We start from the raw sequence: 15,262 nt of genomic DNA, 5'->3' as shown, positions 1-15,262 counted from the left end.
CTTACCCTGACCCCTGCCGAAACAGGAGCAGAAAGCGGACCAAACTTGGCTCAAGGTCAAAGCTTCTCAAAAGACCCGAAGGTCTCGACGAGTCGCTTGCCTTGAAATGGTGTGACTTCTCACCACCTCATCGACAAGCGCCCACATGAATTACCTGATCGATTGTTAAAGAGCGGCTCCTTTTCTCTTCAAGCCTCAGCCTGAAGCGCGGAGCGTCTCGCTTGCTGTCGCGGCCGTCGATCCAGTGATCGAGGGGCCTCGCCAGCGCCCTGCGAGGAAGGCGTATTCTACTGAAGCGCCGGAGTTTGTCAACTCTCTTCGGGGCCGTCACCGAGGTGATCCTGACCGCGAAGACCAGCCGGAGCCGGCGGCCGCAAGCCCGTTGCCGGACCCGCTTTCGAGTGGGCGCATTCTACCGAATCCGCCGTGGGCGTCAAGTGAGAATTTTGCGAAACGAATCGAAAAACTCAAACAACGACAACCACTTACCACTCTTAGCACCGCCTGCGACGTTGCCCGTCACCGGCAGCGGATGCGTACTTTACGGTTTTCCCCTGAGCCCCGCAAGGGGCGGCTGTAAAAAAATTTCAGGATGATGGCAACGCGGTGACGAGACGCGGGCGAGCGAGCTATCCACAGGCGCTCGGCGGCCAGGGGCTGTGGATGGTTTGCCCCCGGGGCGAAGACGACGACGCCCGCACGGGGCGGGCGTCGAAGATCGGACAGCCACTCAACTCGAGGGTGGAGAGTGTTTCATCTTGCGCATGGCGGCAAGCGTCGGGCCGGATGCCACGTAAGCGCCGAACAGCAGCAGCAGCATGACCGAAGGCTCGACCGAGATCACTACGAAGCCGAGCACGATGGCCAGCAGTACCACGAAAGGCACCGGCCCCTTGAGATCGATTTCCTTGAAGCTGTAGTAGCGAATATTGCTGACCATCAGGATACCGGCGGTCGCCACCACGAACAGCATCAGCAGCTTGAAGCCGAAGGCCTCGGCATCGAAGCTGTGGAAGGTCCACACGCTGGCGGCCACGAAGGCTGCCGCCGAAGGACTGGGGAGGCCGATGAACCACTTCTTGTCGACGCTACCGAGCTGGACGTTGAAGCGCGCCAGCCGCAGCGCCGCACAGGCGACGTAGAGGAAGGCCACCACCCAGCCGGTCTTGCCGATGTCCTGAAGTATCCAGGTAAACGCCACCAGCGCCGGTGCTACACCGAAGGAGAGCATGTCGGACAGGCTGTCGTACTCGGCGCCGAAAGCACTCTGGGTGTTGGTCAGACGAGCCACCCGGCCATCCAGGCCGTCCAGCACCATGGCGATGAAGATGGCCACGGCAGCGGCGGTGAAGTCGCCGTTGATACCCGCCACTACCGAGAAGAAGCCGGCAAACAGGGCGGAGGTAGTGAAGAGGTTGGGCAACAGGTAGATGCCCTTGCGCCGTACCTTCTTGCCATTCTCGATCGATTCCTCGATCACCTCCGTCTCACGTACGAAGGCGGCAGCCAGATCCTCTTCGGCTGGCTGCTCTCGCTTGCCATCAGCAGGGCCAGCCTCCGGGGCATCTTGGGAAACATCGTGCTCGGTGTTGCGGGGCTCCTGACTCATTCGTCTCGTCCGTTGCCAGAATGGGTTCACCCGAAGGTTGTCATCACATTCTACACCGAGATACCGAAGCGGACAGTGCGCATACTGACCGCAGCAACGCCAAGGGCGCGGAAAGTCCGCGCCCTTGGGTGATACAGATGCGCCAAACGGACAATCAGTTCTTGGTCTTGTCCACCAGCTGGTTGGCCGCGATCCACGGCATCATGCCGCGCAGCTTGGCGCCGACCTGCTCGATCTCGTGCTCGGCGTTGAGGCGACGACGGGCGGTCATCGAGGGGTAGTTGGTGTTGCCTTCCTGGATGAACATCTTGGCGTACTCACCGGTCTGGATGCGCTTGAGTGCGTTGCGCATGGCCTGACGGGACTGCTCGTTGATCACCTCGGGGCCGGTAACGTACTCGCCATACTCCGCGTTGTTGGAGATGGAGTAGTTCATGTTGGCGATACCGCCTTCGTACATCAGATCGACGATCAGCTTGAGCTCGTGCAGACACTCGAAGTAGGCCATCTCCGGGGCATAACCCGCTTCGGTGAGGGTCTCGAAGCCCGCCTTGACCAGCTCGACCGCACCGCCACACAGCACGGCCTGCTCACCGAACAGGTCGGTTTCGGTCTCGTCCTTGAAGGTGGTCTCGATGATGCCGCTGCGACCGCCGCCGATGGCTGCGGCATAGGAGAGTGCAAGCTCCTTGGCCTTGCCGGAAGCATCCTGATGGATGGCGATCAGGTCCGGGATACCGCCGCCCTTGACGAACTCGGAGCGCACGGTGTGGCCCGGTGCCTTGGGCGCCACCATGATCACGTCGAGATCCTTGCGCGGCTCGATCTGGTTGTAGTGGATATTGAAGCCGTGGGCGAAGGCCAGGGTGGCACCCTGCTTCAGGTTCGGCTCGATCTGGTTCTCGTAGATCGCCTTCTGGTTTTCGTCAGGCGCCAGCACCATCACCACGTCGGCCGCCTTGCACGCCTCCTCGACGGACGCGACCTTGAGGCCGGCCCCTTCGGCCTTGGCCGCGGAGGACGAACCCGGGCGCAGTGCGACGGTGACGTCGACACCGGACTCCTTGAGGTTGTTGGCATGGGCGTGACCCTGGGAGCCGTAGCCCACGATGGTGACCTTCTTGCCCTGAATGAGGGAGAGGTCGCAGTCCTTGTCGTAGTAGACGTGCATGTGTGTTGCTCCTGAAGCGAAGGTTGGCGAAGTGTCGTGTCAGCGTTGACGGCCACCCGCGCCGTCTGTCGCGGCGCTGGGAGTCGGCTCTTTCGATGTGGCTACCATAACGCCGCACGCACGTTGCGTAAAACGCGATATTTGCAACACGACATGCCGAGATATGCAATAATGGCTCGATGGACATGCGCCCCCTCAAGCAGTTTCTCGCCCTGGCCGATACGCTGCACTTCGGTCGTGCCAGCGAGCTGTGCCACGTCAGCCCTTCGACGCTCTCGCGGACCATTCGCCAGCTCGAAGAGGCGCTCGATGCACCGCTGTTCGTGCGCGACAACCGGCATGTCGCCCTGACCCGTCAGGGCCACCTCTTCCAGCAGTACGCCCGTGAGGCGCTCGGCCAATGGGAGATGCTGCGCCACGCTCTGGGCAGCCAGGCCGGCGAGCTTGCCGGCGAAATCAGCATTTACTGCTCGGTCACCGCCAGCTACAGCTTCCTCTACGATCTGCTCAGCGACGTGCGCCAGCGCCATCCACGCATCGAACTCAAGCTGCATACCGGCGATCCGGCGGAGTCGATGGGCCGGGTGCTGGCCGGCGAGGAGGACATGGCCATCACACCGCGCCCACGCAGCATGCCGGCCGGCCTGGCCTTCAAGTCGCTGACCCGCTCGCCGCTGGTGTTCATTGCCCCGATGGCCCAGGCCGAATGGGTCCCCGCCACGCCCGACTCCCCTTCCATCGAGCAGTGGCGCAACGTGCCGATGATTCTCTCCGAGGCGGGTCTGTCACGGGAATATGCCGATACGTGGTTCCGCGCCCTGGGCGTGCCGCCCAGCATCTACGCCCAGGTGGCCGGTCACGAGGCGATCGTCAGTATGGTGGGGCTCGGCTTCGGCATCGGCGTGGTGCCGCGGATCGTGCTCGACAACAGCCCATTGGCCCAGCGGGTGCGGGTACTGCCGGTGAAGCCCGAGCTGCCCCATTACGACGTCGGGCTCTGCGTGCTGCATCGGCAGCTCAAGAGTCCGCTGATTCAGGCGCTGTGGGAAACGGTCAGCGAACGCTAGCGACGAAAAAGCCGCCCCGAAGGGCGGCTAGTCGATACGACTGGCAGTAGCTCAAAGGCTGAGCACTTTATCGCCGCGGGCGATGCCCGACACCCCGGTCCGCGCCACCTCGAGGATACCCACCGGCCCCATGGCCTGCAGGAACGCATCGAGCTTGGGCGCATCGCCGGTAATCTGCACCGTGTAGAGGCTCGGCGTGACGTCGACGATCTGCGCACGGAAGATGTCGACGGTCCGCTTGACCTCATCGCGGGCCGCTCCCAGCGCCTTGACCTTCACCAGCATCAGCTCGCGCTCGATGTGGTTACCCTCGGTGAGGTCGACCAGCTTGATCACGTCAATCAACTTGTTGAGGTGCTTGGTGATCTGCTCGATCACCCGGTCGTCACCGACGGTGGTCACGGTCAGCCGCGACAGCGACGGGTCCTCGGTGGGCGCCACGTTGAGCGTCTCGATGTTGAAGTTGCGCTGCGAGAACAGCCCTACCACGCGAGACAGTGCGCCCGGTTCGTTTTCCATGAGAATCGAGATGATATGGCGCATCAGGTCCGCTCCGTCTTGGAAAGCAGCATGTCACGCATGGAGCCGAGGGGCACCTGCATCGGATAAACGTGCTCGCGCGGGTCGACGATGACATCGACGAACACCAGCTCGTGCTTGTCGGCGAAGGTGCGTTCCAGCGCCGGGCGCAGCTCGTCCATCGTCTCCACCCGCAGCGCGGTGAAGCCATAGGCCTCGATCAGCTTGGCGAAATCGGGCAGCGACTCCATGTAGGAGTGGGCGTGGCGGGACTTGTAGTTGAGGTCCTGCCACTGGCGCACCATGCCCAGCGAGGCGTTGTTCAGGTTGATGATCTTGACCCCACCGCCGAACTGCTTACAGGTGGAGAGTTCCTGCATCATCATCTGGAAGCTGCCTTCGCCGGTGACGCAGACCACCGTCTCCTCGGGGAAGTTCTGCTTGATGCCCATGGCCGCCGGGAAGCCGAAGCCCATGGTGCCGAGCCCGCCCGAGGTGATGAAGCGGTTGGGCTTGTCGAACTTGTAGTACTGGGCGGCGAACATCTGATGCTGGCCCACGTCGGTGGTCACATAGGCCTCACCGCGGGTGATTTCGCACAGCGCCTCGATCACCTCCTGAGGCTTGAGCTGCTCGCCGGGCTTCGAGGGCTCGTAGAGCTTGCCGCGGCGCTCCTCGCGCCAGCCGTCGATCTTCTGCCACCACTCGGTCAACGCCTCGGGGTGAGCGATCTCCTTGCCTTGCACCAGGCTGATCATCTCATCGATGACGCTGGCCGCCGGCCCGACGATGGGCACGTCGGCGCGCACCGTCTTGGACACGGAGCTGGGGTCGATGTCGACATGGATGATCTTGGCCGTGGGGCAGAACTTGGAGGTGTTGTTGGTCACGCGGTCGTCGAAGCGCGCGCCGATGGCAATGATCAGGTCGGCATGGTGCATGGCCATGTTCGACTCATAGGAGCCGTGCATGCCGAGCCAGCCCAGACACTGCCGATCGCTCTGCGGGTAGGCGCCGATACCCATCAGCGTGGTGGTGATGGGATAGCCGAGCCGCTTGACCAGGTCGGTGAGCCCTTCGCAGGCACGCCCGGTGATGACCCCGCCACCGGTATAGAAGACCGGCCGCTTGGCCTTGAGCATCATCTCCACGGCCTTCTTGATCTGGCCGGTATGACCCCGCGCCACCGGGTTGTAGGAGCGCAGCTTGACCTTCTTCGGATAGACGTATTCGTAGCGCTCGGTGGGAGCGGTCATGTCCTTGGGAATGTCCACCACCACCGGGCCGGGCCGACCCGTCGAGGCCAGGTAGAAGGCCTTCTTCAGCACTTCGGGAATCTCGGTCGGATGCTTGATCGAGAAGCTGTGCTTCACGATCGGGCGCGTCACGCCGATGATGTCGGTTTCCTGGAAGGCGTCGTCGCCGATCAGGTGGCTCATCACCTGACCGCACAGCACCACCATGGGTATCGAATCCATGTAGGCGGTGGCGATGCCGGTGACGGCGTTGGTGGCGCCGGGGCCGGAGGTGACCAGCACCACGCCGGGCTTGCCGGAGGCCCGGGCATAGCCGTCGGCGGCATGGGTGGCCGCCTGTTCGTGGCGTACCAGGATGTGCTTGACCTTGTCCTGACGGAACAGCGCGTCGTAGATGTGCAGCGCCGCGCCGCCCGGATAGCCATAGATGTATTCGACGCCTTCATCCTGCAGGAATCGGGCGATCATATCCGCGCCGGAAAGCAATTCCACTAGTGTATCTCCCCTGGAGGTCTCGAGTGCGATCCGCGCCCGTTGATGGGCACGGGTTCGAGTGCGGCGGTATGCCGCTGTCGGCCGAGCCGACACCTGATGCCAAACCCTGGCATTTAGCCCTGTTGGGGCCTGCACTCTCATCGGGAACGCACAGCGGCGACCGCGCTCGCGGTAGCCCGGCATTCCCATCACGGCGGATCGCCGCGTCGGGGCATTGGCCAGAAGCGGCGGTTGGCCGCATTCCGGTAGTCCTTCGGCGGGTAGAGGCCAATGTGGCCTACCCTTCGCGCGGGGATGGGGGGTTGCCCGCTGGAATCCGCGCCCGCAAATCAGGAACGCTCAAGATTCCAACAGCCTTGCGGTAGTGTCAACCGTGAGCCGCCACACGGGCGCCGGGTCGATAAAAAAACCCGCCGGCTTGCGCGGGCGGGCAAGGGGGTTACAGGACGCAACCTACTAGTAGTGTAGCCGTTTGCCGGATCGAGCAGCGGCCAATGCGTAACGTTATGTATCAGCGACGAAACACCAGCTTTTCCTCTTCCACCTCGACGTGAATGGTGTCGCCGGGAGCGAAGCGGCCGGCCAGCAGATCCTGCGCCAGCGGGTTCTCGATACGGCTCTGGATCGCCCGCTTGAGCGGTCGCGCACCGAATACGGGATCGAAGCCCGCCAGGGCGAGTTGTGCCATCGCCTCGTCGCTGACCTCGAGCTGCATGCCGTGCTCGGCCAGACGTGCCCGCAGCCGGTCGAGCTGAATGCCGGCAATGGCCTCGATCTGCGCCTGACGCAGGGCGTGGAACACCACGACCTCGTCGATGCGGTTGATCAGCTCGGGACGGAAGTGCATACCCACCACGTCCATCACCGCCTGCTTCATCTCGTCGTACTTGGTGTCGTCTCCGCCAAGGCGCTGGATGATGTCCGAGCCCATGTTGGAGGTCATCACGATCACGGTGTTACGGAAGTCCACCGTGCGTCCCTGGCCGTCGGTCAGGCGCCCGTCCTCCAGCACCTGCAGCAGGATGTTGAAGACATCGGGATGGGCCTTCTCCACCTCGTCGAGCAGCAGCACCGAGTAGGGCTTGCGCCGCACCGCCTCGGTCAGATAGCCGCCCTCCTCGTAGCCGACGTAGCCGGGCGGCGCACCGATCAGCCGCGCCACGGAGTGCTTCTCCATGAACTCCGACATGTCGATACGCACCATGGCCTCTTCGGTGTCGAACAGGAAGCTCGCCAGCGCCTTGCACAGCTCGGTCTTGCCCACCCCGGTGGGGCCGAGGAACAGGAACGAACCGTTGGGCCGGTTGGGATCGGCGAGCCCGGCGCGTGAGCGACGCACGGCGTTGGCCACCGCGGTGACCGCCTCCTCCTGACCGATCACCCGTTGGTGCAGCGCCTCTTCCATGCGCAGCAGCTTGTCGCGCTCGCCCTCGAGCATCTTGGCTACCGGGATGCCGGTCCAACGCGACACCACCTCGGCGATCTCCTCCTCGGTGACGTTCGAACGCAGCAGCTTGTGCTGCGAGGTATCGGCCTCGGCTTCGCTGGACTCGGCGATCTTCTTCTCCAGCTCGGGTATCACCCCGTAGCGCAGCTCGGACATGCGCGTCAGGTCGCCCTTGCGCTGTGCCTGCTCCAGCTCGATCTTGGCTCTTTCGAGATCCTCCTTGAACTGCCCCGCCCCCTGGATGCTGGCCTTCTCGGCCTTCCAGATCTCGTCGAGGTCGGCGTACTCGCGCTCGAGTTCGTCGATCTGTTCCTGCAGGCTTTCGAGGCGCTTCTTGGAGGCTTCGTCGGTCTCCTTCTTGAGGTGCTCGCGCTCCATCTTGAGCTGGATCAGCCGGCGGTCGAGGCGATCCATCTCCTCGGGCTTGGAGTCGAGCTCCATGCGAATGCGCGACGACGCCTCGTCGATCAGGTCGATGGCCTTGTCGGGCAGCTGGCGGTCGGTGATGTAGCGGGTCGAGAGCTTGGCCGCAGCGATGATGGCGCCGTCGGTGATGTCGACCTTGTGGTGCACCTCATAGCGCTCCTTGAGCCCACGCAGGATCGCCACGGTGTCCTCCTCGGAAGGCTCGTCGACCAGCACCTTCTGGAAGCGCCGCTCCAGGGCGGCGTCCTTCTCGATGTACTTGCGGTACTCATCGAGGGTGGTGGCGCCCACGCAGTGCAGCTCGCCCCGGGCCAGCGCCGGCTTGAGCATGTTGCCGGCGTCCATGGCGCCCTCGGCCTTGCCGGCGCCGACCATGGTGTGCAGCTCGTCGATGAACAGGATCACCCGGCCCTCTTCCTGGGCCAGCTCCTTGAGCACCGACTTCAGGCGCTCCTCGAACTCGCCGCGGAACTTGGCTCCCGCCAGCAGCGAGCCCATGTCCAGCGACAGCACGCGCTTGTCCTTGAGCCCTTCCGGCACCTCGCCGTTGACGATGCGCTGGGCCAGGCCCTCGACGATGGCGGTCTTGCCCACGCCGGGCTCGCCGATCAGTACCGGGTTGTTCTTGGTGCGCCGCTGCAGCACCTGGATGGTGCGGCGGATCTCGTCGTCACGGCCGATCACCGGGTCGAGCTTGCCCTCGGCGGCACGCGCGGTGAGGTCGAGGGTGTACTTCTCCAGCGCCTCGCGCTGCTCCTCGGCGTTGGGGTCGTCGACCCGCTCGCCGCCACGCACGCTGTCGACGGCCTGCTCCAGCGCCTTGCGGGTCACGCCGGCCTGGGTCAGCAGCTTGGTCACCGCATGGTTCAGCTCCAGCGCGGCGAGCAGCACCAGCTCGCTGGCGATGTACTGGTCGCCGCGCTTCTGCGCCTCACGGTCGGTGAGGTTGAACAGCTTGATCAGATCCCGCGAGGGCTGCACCTCACCGGTGAACTGGCCGACCTTGGGCAGGTCGTCGAGATGTCCGGCCAGGGCATCGCGCAGGCGGGCAGCGTCGCCGCCTGCCTTCTGGATCATTGCCTTGATGCCGGTGTCCCGGGCATCGAGCAGCGCCAACAGCAGGTGGCCGGGCTCGAGCTGGTTGTGGCCACGGCCCACGGCCAGCGACTGGGCATCGGCCACGGCGTTCTGCAGCTTGGCGGTGAACTTGTCGAAACGCATTCGCTTTCCTCCATCGGGGTGGCGGCGCGTTCGGACGCGCCGCTCGGCCCTGTCGTATCGTTGACAGATTCAATGGAGTCAGCGTGGCCGGCTTTCAAGTCGCCGGCCAGGGAAAGCGAACCGTCCTTGATCTGGATCAGCGTAGCCAGATCACGCTGGCCATGCGTCCGGTCTTGCCGTTGTCGCGGCGGTAGGAGTAGAAGCGCGGCTCGCAGGCGGTGCAGAAGTGGCCGCCGCTGATATGGGCGACCCCCAGCCGCTCCAGGCGCAGGCGGGCGAGCTTGTAGAGGTCGGCCATGTAATGGCCCAGACGATAGGGGCTGGGGTCGAATGCCGCCGCCGCCTCGGGATGGATGCCGACGAACGCCCGCTGCACCTCGGGGCCGACTTCGAACTGGGCGTTGGAGATTGCCGGCCCCAGCCAGACCATGATCTCTTCCGAGGGCACGCCGAGCGCAGCCACCGCCGCCTCGAGCACGCCGCCGGCCAGGCCGCGCCAGCCGGCATGGGCTACCCCCACCCGGGTTCCCATACGGTCGCAGAAGAACACCGGCAGGCAGTCGGCGGTGAGCACCACGCAGGCGTGGCCGCGGTCGAAGGCCACCGAGGCATCTGCCTCGGGTACGCTGTCGCTGTAGCTCGACTGCACCCTGGCGCCATGCACCTGGCGCAGCCACAGCAGCGGCCGCTCGTCTTCGATCTCATCGGCCAGCAGACGGCGGCACAGCGCCACGTGAGCCGGGTTGTCGCCCACTTGGTCGGCCGGATTGAAGCAGGCGAACTCGCCCTGGCTGGGGCCGCTCTCGCGGGTGGTGACGAACGCGCCGACATTGGCCGGCGCCGGCCAGTCGGGCTCGATCAGGGTCGGTTGCAGATGGGGGGCATCGCTCATCCGGGCTCCTCAGCGCATGACCTCGTGGTCGTCACGCAGATAGTCGATCAACAGCAGCAGATCGTCGGGCAGCGGCGCCCGAAATTCCACCGCCTCGCCGCTGGCAGGATGCAGAAAAGCCAGCTTGCGGGCATGCAGCGCCTGCCGGGGAAACTCGCGCAGCAGCGTCTTGAGCTCCTCGCTGGCCCCGGCCGGCAGCTTGAGCCGCCCACCGTATACCGGATCGCCCACCAGCGGGAAGCGTCGATGGGCCAGGTGCACACGGATCTGGTGAGTGCGCCCGGTCTCGAGCCGACAGCGCACGTGAGTATGGGTGCGGAAACGCTCGACCACCCGATAGTGGGTCACCGCCGGCTTGCCGCTGGGATGGACCGCCTGGCGCTTGCGATCCTTGGGATGACGGCCGATGGGGGCATCCACGGTGCCACCGGAGGTCATCACGCCGACGCACACCGCATCGTACTCGCGCGACATGGTGCGGGCCTGCAGTTGCTCCACCAGGGCGGTCTGGGCCGCCAGGGTCTTGGCCACCACCATCAGACCGGTGGTGTCCTTGTCCAGCCGGTGCACGATACCGGCACGCGGCACGGCGGCAAGGCTCGGGCAGTGGTGCAACAGGGCGTTGAGCAGGGTGCCGTCGGGATTTCCGGCGGCAGGGTGAACTACCAGGCCGGCCGGCTTGTCGATGATCAGCACCTCATCGTCCTCGTGGACGATGTCGAGGGGGATGTCCTCGGCCTCGAAGCGGGTCTCCTCTTCGAGCGTGGCCACCAGCTCGAGCCACTCGCCGCCCGCCATCTTGTCCTTGGGCTTGCCCGGCCGGCCGTCCACGGTGAGCGCGCCCGCCTTGATCCAGCCCTTGAGCCGCTCGCGGGAATGGTCGGCAAAGAGTTCGGCGGCGGCCTGATCGAGACGGCTCCCGGCCAGGGAGATGGGCACACGCTGCTGGGCTTCCACGGTCTGGGGCATGATGGACTGTCGTTGAAGGGCATCCTCGGACTGCGTTTTGGCGCGAGGTGCTTTATAGTGGACGGGTTATGGCCAATTCTACCATGGCCGACACGAGTTGTTAGATACGAGGATCACGATGCGCGTTTCCCCCATCGCCACACGCCTTGTCGCCCTGCTTCTGGCCGCTGCCTTGATCAGTGGCTGTGCCGGCAGGTCTGCTACGGACGAACAAGACGAATTCGAAGGTGTCGCCGAACAGCAGCTCTACGACGAGGCGCGCGACGCACTCGAAGGCGGGCGCTACACCACCGCCATTACGCGCCTCGAGGCTATCGATACGCGCTATCCCTTCGGCCGTCATGCCGAACAGGCTCAGCTCGAGCTGATATACGCCTACTACCAGACCCAGGACTGGGAGGCCGCCCGCGCCGCAGCCAGCCGCTTCATCCGTCTGCACCCCACCCACCCGCAGGCCGACTATGCGCTCTACATGCGCGGGCTGGCTTCGTGGCAGGCGGGCCGCTTCAGCCTCGAGCGCCTGCGCCTGATCGACATCTCCAAGCGCGACCTGGGTGCTTCCCGCGATGCATACAACGACTTCCGCGAGCTGGTATCGCGCTACCCGGCCAGCGAGTACGCGCCCGACGCCGAGCAGCGCATCGTCTACCTGCGTAACGTGCTGGCCCGCCACGAGCTGCACGTGGCCGACTTCTACCTGCGCAAGGGCGCCTATCTGGCTGCCGTGGAGCGCGGCCGCTGGGTCATCGAGAACTATCCCGAAGCCGAGGCCACCCGCGATGCGCTGGCCGTGATGGTCGAGGGCTACCTGGGGCTCGACATGCGCGACCGCGCCCGCGAAGTGCTGCAGGTGCTGATCGAGAACGACCCCGGCAACGAGCGCCTGCGGGGACGCACCTTCCAGCCGCAGCACGTGCGCGCCCAGTCGCTCTCCGCCTGATTCAACCGTCCGGCCGAAACGCAGAACCCGCGAGCTTGCTCGCGGGTTCTGCGTTGGCCGCCCCGGCTCGGTCAATCGCCGGGCTGCCAGCCGTTGACGATGGGATAGCGACGATCGCGTCCGAAACCGCGCGGGGTCACCCGCACGCCGACAGGCGCCTGCCGCCGCTTGTACTCGTTGCGATCGACCAGCTTGACCACCTGATAGACGTCGTCGCGCTCGAAGCCGGCCTCGATGATCGCCTCGGCGCTCATGTCACCCTCGATATAACGCATGAGAATGGCATCCAGCGTGTCGTAGTCGGGCAGCGAGTCGGTATCCTGCTGCCCCGGCGCCAGCTCGGCGGAGGGCGGTCGGGTGATCACCCGCTCGGGAATGGCCGGGGCCTGGGCGTTGCGCCAGCGGGCCAGACGATAGACCCAGGTTTTGTAGACGTCCTTGAGCGCATTGAAGCCACCCACCATGTCGCCGTAGAGCGTGGCATAGCCCACCGCCATCTCGCTCTTGTTGCCGGTGGTCAGCACCATCAGGCCCTTCTTGTTGGAGATCGCCATCAGCAGCACGCCGCGACAGCGCGACTGCAGGTTCTCCTCGGTGGTGTCGCGCTCGGTGCCGGCGAAGGTATCGGCCAACGTGGCCATGAAGGCGTCGACCATCGGCTCGATCGGCAGCACCTCGTAGTGCACGCCGAGCAGCCGGGCCTGCTCGGCCGCATCCTCCTGGGACATGTCGGCGGTGTAGCGATAGGGCATCATCACCGCATGCACCCGCTGCGGCCCCAGCGCATCCACGGCGATGGCGAGGGTGAGGGCCGAATCGATGCCGCCGGATAGCCCCAGCACCACGCCTTCGAAGCCGCTCTTGTTGACGTAGTCGCGCACCCCGCTGACCAGCGCACAGTAGAGGCTCTCCTCGGGCTCCTCGAGGGGCTCGATCTCGCCCTCCACCGGCGCCCAGGCGCCGTTCTCCTGCACGAACTGCACCGGCATCAGGCCCGCCTGCCAGTAAGGCGCCACCACCCGCACCTGGCCACCGGCATCGACGCAGGCCGAGCCGCCGTCGAACACCAGCTCGTCCTGGCCGCCGATGGTGTTGACGTAGACCAGCGGCAGCGACACCTCGGCGGCACGCTGCTCGAGCAGGCGCAGGCGTTCGGCCGGCTTGTCCTGGTGATAGGGCGAGGCATTCAAGGTGACGACGATGTCGGCGCCGGCATCGCGCACGGCACGCACCGGCGCACCGTCCCACAGATCCTCGCAGATCAGCACGCCGAGCTTGGCTCCCTTGTGCTCGAGTACCAGGCTCTGCTCGCCGGTGGCGAAGTAGCGCCGCTCATCGAAGACCTGATAGTTGGGTAGCACCTGCTTGGCGTATTCGCCGACCCACTCACCGTTGTAGAGCAACCCGGCCAGATTGTAGCCGAGTCCCTCGCGGCGGCCGGGATAGCCGATGATCACCAGCACGTCGCGGGACATCTTGGCCGCCATGCGCGAGCGCGCCTCACGCAGGCGGGTCTCCATGGAAGGACGCAGCAGCAGATCCTCGGGCGGATAACCGCTCAGGAACAGCTCGGGAAACACCACGATGTCGGCACCGTGTTCGATGCGTGCCTCGCGCACGGCCTCGATGGCACGCTCGGCGTTGCCGGGAATGTCACCCACCAGCGGGTCCAGCTGCGCCATCACCAGCGTCAAGTCTTGCATGGGCGTAGGAATCTCTTGAGAATCGATGTCATGACATTGTCCCGCAAGGGCGTCCGGCTGGCAAAGCCGCCAACCCAGAAGGGAGCCAGAAAAGGATGAACCTATTGCTCATTCGCCTGATCATCTTCGCCGTGCTGTTCTTCGCCGGCCTCAAACTCTATCGCATGTACCGCGAGTGGAAGCTCGACCGCGAAGGGCAATTGGAGGATGCATCGCACCAGGAAGGCAATCAGATGGTGCGCTGCAGCTGGTGCCAGGTGCACGTGCCGGAGAGCGAGGCGCTGCGCGACCAGGGCGAATGGTTCTGCAGCAGCGCTCATCGCGACCGTTACCTGCAGGAACAGCGCCCCGAGGAGTAAGCTGTCAGGCCATAGCGGCAATCGCCTACAGTTTTCATCGGCGATGACTGATAGACGCTCTGCCCAGCTCGACTAGAGTGGATGCCTCATCGAGGAGACCACCCTAGAGAGCGCCATGGAAGCGGCTCACGCCCCGGTTTTCACCGCCCCACGCCAACGTGGCCTGACCCTGATCGAACTGCTGGTCGTCATCGTCGTGGCCGGTATCCTGATGGGCTGGGCGGTGCCCGGCCTGCAGGCGATGAACGCCCGCCAGGAAGTGGTGGCCGAAGCGCACCGTCTGCGCATGGCGCTCTCGCTGGCACGCAACAGTGCCATTACCCGACGCAGCACGGTCGTCGTCTGCCCCAGCCCGGACCGGCAGCGCTGCCATATGGACGATTGGAGCGCCTCGCTGGTCATCGTGCTCGGCCCGCTGTCGGGTGACGACTTCGCCCCGGATGCCCTGCTCAGGGTGCTGGAGGGCGGTCGCGGCGTCAGCGTCAGCTATCGTCAGGATGGCAAGCCGGTGCGCTTCACTCCGTTGGGCCGGTCGTCGGGACACAACGGCACCTTCCGCATCTGCGGCCGGCATGGGCAAGGTGCCGAGCTGGTACTGAGCAATTTCGGCAGAGCGCGCGCAGGCAACGCCATCGACTGCTGACCCTGCCACATCTGATGAGCAGAGAGATGCGACAAGCCATCGTAGGTTACCACCGGGACGACGAAGGGCACTGGGTCGCGGAGCTGGCACGCGGGCACAACCAGCACGTGCGCCATAAGCCGCCCTGGATAGAGCGCCCCTGGGTCACGACCGAGGCCGGGCGGCGTACACGCCTAGGCCTCGAGCTCGAATGCCTGAAATGCGAACGGGGCGAACCACGGGACAATCCATGACCCGGCCCCGCCCCATGGGACCGCTCCTCATAGAGCCCGCTACCCCTTGGGTCCCATCAGCAGCCAGATGATCAGCCCCACCAGCGGGAACAACAGCAATACGATGATCCACAACAGCTTGGCAATGGGGCCGGCCGGGCTCTTGGCCACCTTGACGATAGCCCAGACCAGGATGATCAGCCAGATCAGACCCAAAAGGCCGCCTACTTCGATTCCCATCAGACATCTCCTTGTCCAGCGGTCGGTGTTGTTCAAGAAGTAGCACGCAGCGGTAAGGGTAACAATCCGAAACTGTTACGCCAGGTAATATCA

The 15,262-nt window shown here is 64.9% G+C and carries 14 protein-coding genes; 5 read left to right on the top strand and 9 right to left on the bottom strand.

The features are described from left to right. Positions 1 to 730: 730 nt before the first annotated feature. Positions 731 to 1,609 (bottom strand): CDP-diacylglycerol--serine O-phosphatidyltransferase, encoded by an 879-nt coding sequence (pssA, locus tag C4S71_RS20120; protein ID WP_103970327.1) that lies wholly within the window; start codon positions 1,607 to 1,609, stop codon positions 731 to 733. A gap of 154 nt (positions 1,610 to 1,763) precedes the next feature. Beyond that, a complete protein-coding gene (ilvC, locus tag C4S71_RS20115) occupies positions 1,764 to 2,780 on the bottom strand; it encodes a ketol-acid reductoisomerase (RefSeq protein ID WP_086511936.1) in 1,017 nt (338 codons plus the stop codon). Between the two features lie 179 nt (positions 2,781 to 2,959). Between ilvC and ilvY the strand changes: the two genes are divergently transcribed. Continuing rightward, complete coding sequence (gene ilvY, locus C4S71_RS20110) at positions 2,960 to 3,847, top strand: HTH-type transcriptional activator IlvY (protein WP_086511935.1); 888 nt, start codon at positions 2,960 to 2,962, stop codon at positions 3,845 to 3,847. A gap of 51 nt (positions 3,848 to 3,898) precedes the next feature. Here the strand turns inward: ilvY and ilvN are convergent, their stop codons facing one another. The 5 genes from ilvN to rluD all read right to left on the bottom strand — a co-directional run bounded on the left by ilvN (position 3,899) and on the right by rluD (position 11,072). After that, entirely contained in the window at positions 3,899 to 4,390 is a 492-nt protein-coding gene (gene ilvN / locus C4S71_RS20105; RefSeq protein ID WP_010627682.1) for an acetolactate synthase small subunit, read from the bottom strand. After that, on the bottom strand, positions 4,390 to 6,114 hold the full coding sequence (locus tag C4S71_RS20100; RefSeq protein WP_086511579.1) for an acetolactate synthase 3 large subunit: 1,725 nt from the start codon (positions 6,112 to 6,114) through the stop codon (positions 4,390 to 4,392). The genes ilvN and C4S71_RS20100 overlap by 1 nt, the downstream gene beginning before the upstream one ends. A gap of 514 nt (positions 6,115 to 6,628) precedes the next feature. After that, complete coding sequence (gene clpB / locus C4S71_RS20095; RefSeq protein ID WP_086511578.1) at positions 6,629 to 9,211, bottom strand: ATP-dependent chaperone ClpB; 2,583 nt, start codon at positions 9,209 to 9,211, stop codon at positions 6,629 to 6,631. A gap of 136 nt (positions 9,212 to 9,347) precedes the next feature. Next, entirely contained in the window at positions 9,348 to 10,103 is a 756-nt protein-coding gene (pgeF, locus tag C4S71_RS20090; RefSeq protein ID WP_086511577.1) for a peptidoglycan editing factor PgeF, read from the bottom strand. A gap of 9 nt (positions 10,104 to 10,112) precedes the next feature. Continuing rightward, positions 10,113 to 11,072, bottom strand: coding sequence for a 23S rRNA pseudouridine(1911/1915/1917) synthase RluD (gene rluD / locus C4S71_RS20085; RefSeq protein ID WP_103970326.1), 960 nt, complete (start codon positions 11,070 to 11,072; stop codon positions 10,113 to 10,115). A gap of 118 nt (positions 11,073 to 11,190) precedes the next feature. Between rluD and C4S71_RS20080 the strand changes: the two genes are divergently transcribed. Beyond that, positions 11,191 to 12,012 (top strand): outer membrane protein assembly factor BamD, encoded by an 822-nt coding sequence (locus C4S71_RS20080; protein WP_086511575.1) that lies wholly within the window; start codon positions 11,191 to 11,193, stop codon positions 12,010 to 12,012. A 71-nt stretch (positions 12,013 to 12,083) separates the two neighbouring features. On the opposite strand, the gene C4S71_RS20075 is transcribed toward C4S71_RS20080, so the two are convergent. Further along, complete coding sequence (locus C4S71_RS20075) at positions 12,084 to 13,715, bottom strand: NAD+ synthase (protein WP_103970325.1); 1,632 nt, start codon at positions 13,713 to 13,715, stop codon at positions 12,084 to 12,086. Positions 13,716 to 13,810: 95 nt separating this feature from the next. On the opposite strand from C4S71_RS20075, the gene C4S71_RS20070 reads away from it, so the two are divergent. From C4S71_RS20070 to C4S71_RS20060, 3 genes are all read left to right on the top strand, one after another. Further along, on the top strand, positions 13,811 to 14,074 hold the full coding sequence (locus tag C4S71_RS20070; RefSeq protein ID WP_086511573.1) for a PP0621 family protein: 264 nt from the start codon (positions 13,811 to 13,813) through the stop codon (positions 14,072 to 14,074). A 115-nt stretch (positions 14,075 to 14,189) separates the two neighbouring features. After that, a complete protein-coding gene (locus C4S71_RS20065) occupies positions 14,190 to 14,717 on the top strand; it encodes a GspH/FimT family pseudopilin (protein WP_086511572.1) in 528 nt (175 codons plus the stop codon). Between the two features lie 14 nt (positions 14,718 to 14,731). Continuing rightward, the gene (locus C4S71_RS20060) at positions 14,732 to 14,950 is read left to right on the top strand and encodes a DUF3565 domain-containing protein (protein ID WP_307718948.1); all 219 of its coding nucleotides are present in this window, start codon (positions 14,732 to 14,734) and stop codon (positions 14,948 to 14,950) included. A 39-nt stretch (positions 14,951 to 14,989) separates the two neighbouring features. On the opposite strand, the gene C4S71_RS20055 is transcribed toward C4S71_RS20060, so the two are convergent. Beyond that, positions 14,990 to 15,169, bottom strand: coding sequence for a PLDc N-terminal domain-containing protein (locus C4S71_RS20055; protein ID WP_010627671.1), 180 nt, complete (start codon positions 15,167 to 15,169; stop codon positions 14,990 to 14,992). Between the last annotated feature and the right edge of the window lie 93 nt (positions 15,170 to 15,262).

It is taken from the genome of Billgrantia desiderata (assembly GCF_900108215.1).
Lineage (GTDB): Bacteria > Pseudomonadota > Gammaproteobacteria > Pseudomonadales > Halomonadaceae > Halomonas > Halomonas desiderata.
This window is presented reverse-complemented; position numbering and strand designations above follow the sequence as displayed.